The sequence below is a fragment of the Peribacillus sp. NPDC056705 genome, from assembly GCF_043656335.1.
Genome location: NZ_JBHTYI010000207.1, coordinates 1 through 1,319 on the forward strand (window position 1 = coordinate 1; position 1,319 = coordinate 1,319).

Annotated in this window: 2 protein-coding genes; both read right to left on the reverse strand. The window is 50.9% G+C overall.

The features are described from left to right. The coding region (locus tag ACFRAK_RS28965) for a GNAT family N-acetyltransferase (RefSeq protein WP_394573193.1) at window positions 1-582 on the reverse strand (582 nt) is incomplete at its 3' end. Window positions 583-627: 45 nt separating this feature from the next. After that, window positions 628-1,319, reverse strand: a 692-nt coding sequence (locus tag ACFRAK_RS28970) for a carbon-nitrogen hydrolase family protein (protein WP_394573194.1), incomplete at its 5' end; no start/stop codon positions are given.

The window sequence follows — 1,319 nt, forward strand, 5'->3', positions numbered from 1 at the left end:
GGTTCGTCCGCAGCGCAGAAGGAAGGTTATGACCGGATCCTTAAGCTTCCCCCTTACAACGGCATCTAAATATTCCTCAGCTGTCATCTTAGCTGCATGAAGGTGGTAACCCGGCATTCTTCCGCCTCCGAGCAGCCGTTCAAGACCGAGCTCAACCGTCACATGATAGAGCGCCTGAATGAGCCATTTGCCAAGCCCCAGCTTGCGAAAGCGTGGCCTGACACATATATCGGCAATATAGAGCGTATTTCCGGCTGGCTGATGTGTGCGAATATAGCCGTTATCGGTTGTATCCGCCCAGGAATGGGCAGGTTCAGCAGGATTATAATTAACGATTAGCGAGGTAATCGAGCCTGCCAGGACACCATTGACTTCCACGCATAAGGCTCCGTCGGGAAACCGACTCACGTGCTGATTCAACTGCTCGGTGTTCCACCATTGCTCCGAAGGATATGGGGGTGGAAAGGTCTCGGATTGGATAACGATGAGTTCTTTAAAGTCGTCCGGTGTATACCTGCGAATGACGGCCGACACCGGCTCGGTGCCGTCATAAACATAGAAAGGCTGGTGATATCCTGCCATATGAGCTTGTACCTCCTGACATGATATTTTTTTACTTGTATCCCATTATTGCCAATCCGGATATAAATCCGTGCGTCGATCTCTCCATGTCGTGACCGAGCCCTTCTCCCTTACCTGATACAATAACTCCAGATCGAGATCGGCCGTAATGATCATATCGTTATTAAGCTCACCTTCGGCCAGTAAGCCTTGCGGCGGGAAGGGAATGTCGTTGGGTGTAATGATGGCCGCTTGGCCAAAGTTAGCCCGCATCAGATCCACTGTCGGCAAGGAACCGACGGTTCCGGTCAGTACAACATAGACCTGATTCTCGATCGCACGGGCATGACTTGTATAACGTACGCGATGAAAGCCATGGCGGTCATCTGTGCAGGAAGGGCAAAAGATCACATCGGCTCCTTTGGCCTTGGCCATCCGGACGATCTCCGGAAATTCAATATCATAACAAGTCAGCATAGCAATGGTGCCAAATTCCGTCTCGAACACCGCTAGTCCTTCGCCTGCGCCCATATTCCATCCTGTAATCTCCGCAGGGGTAATGTGGATCTTGGCTTGCTCCGCGATACGACCATCGGGGTAGAAAAGATGTGCCACATTGTACAACTTTTCTTCACGGCGTATGACGTGGGTCCCTCCTACAATATGAATGCTATATGTCTTCGCCAAGCCTTGAAACAGCTCGCGGTAACGGTCCGTAAAGTCCGGTAGATCATTAATCGTTAATGCCTTGCCTGTCT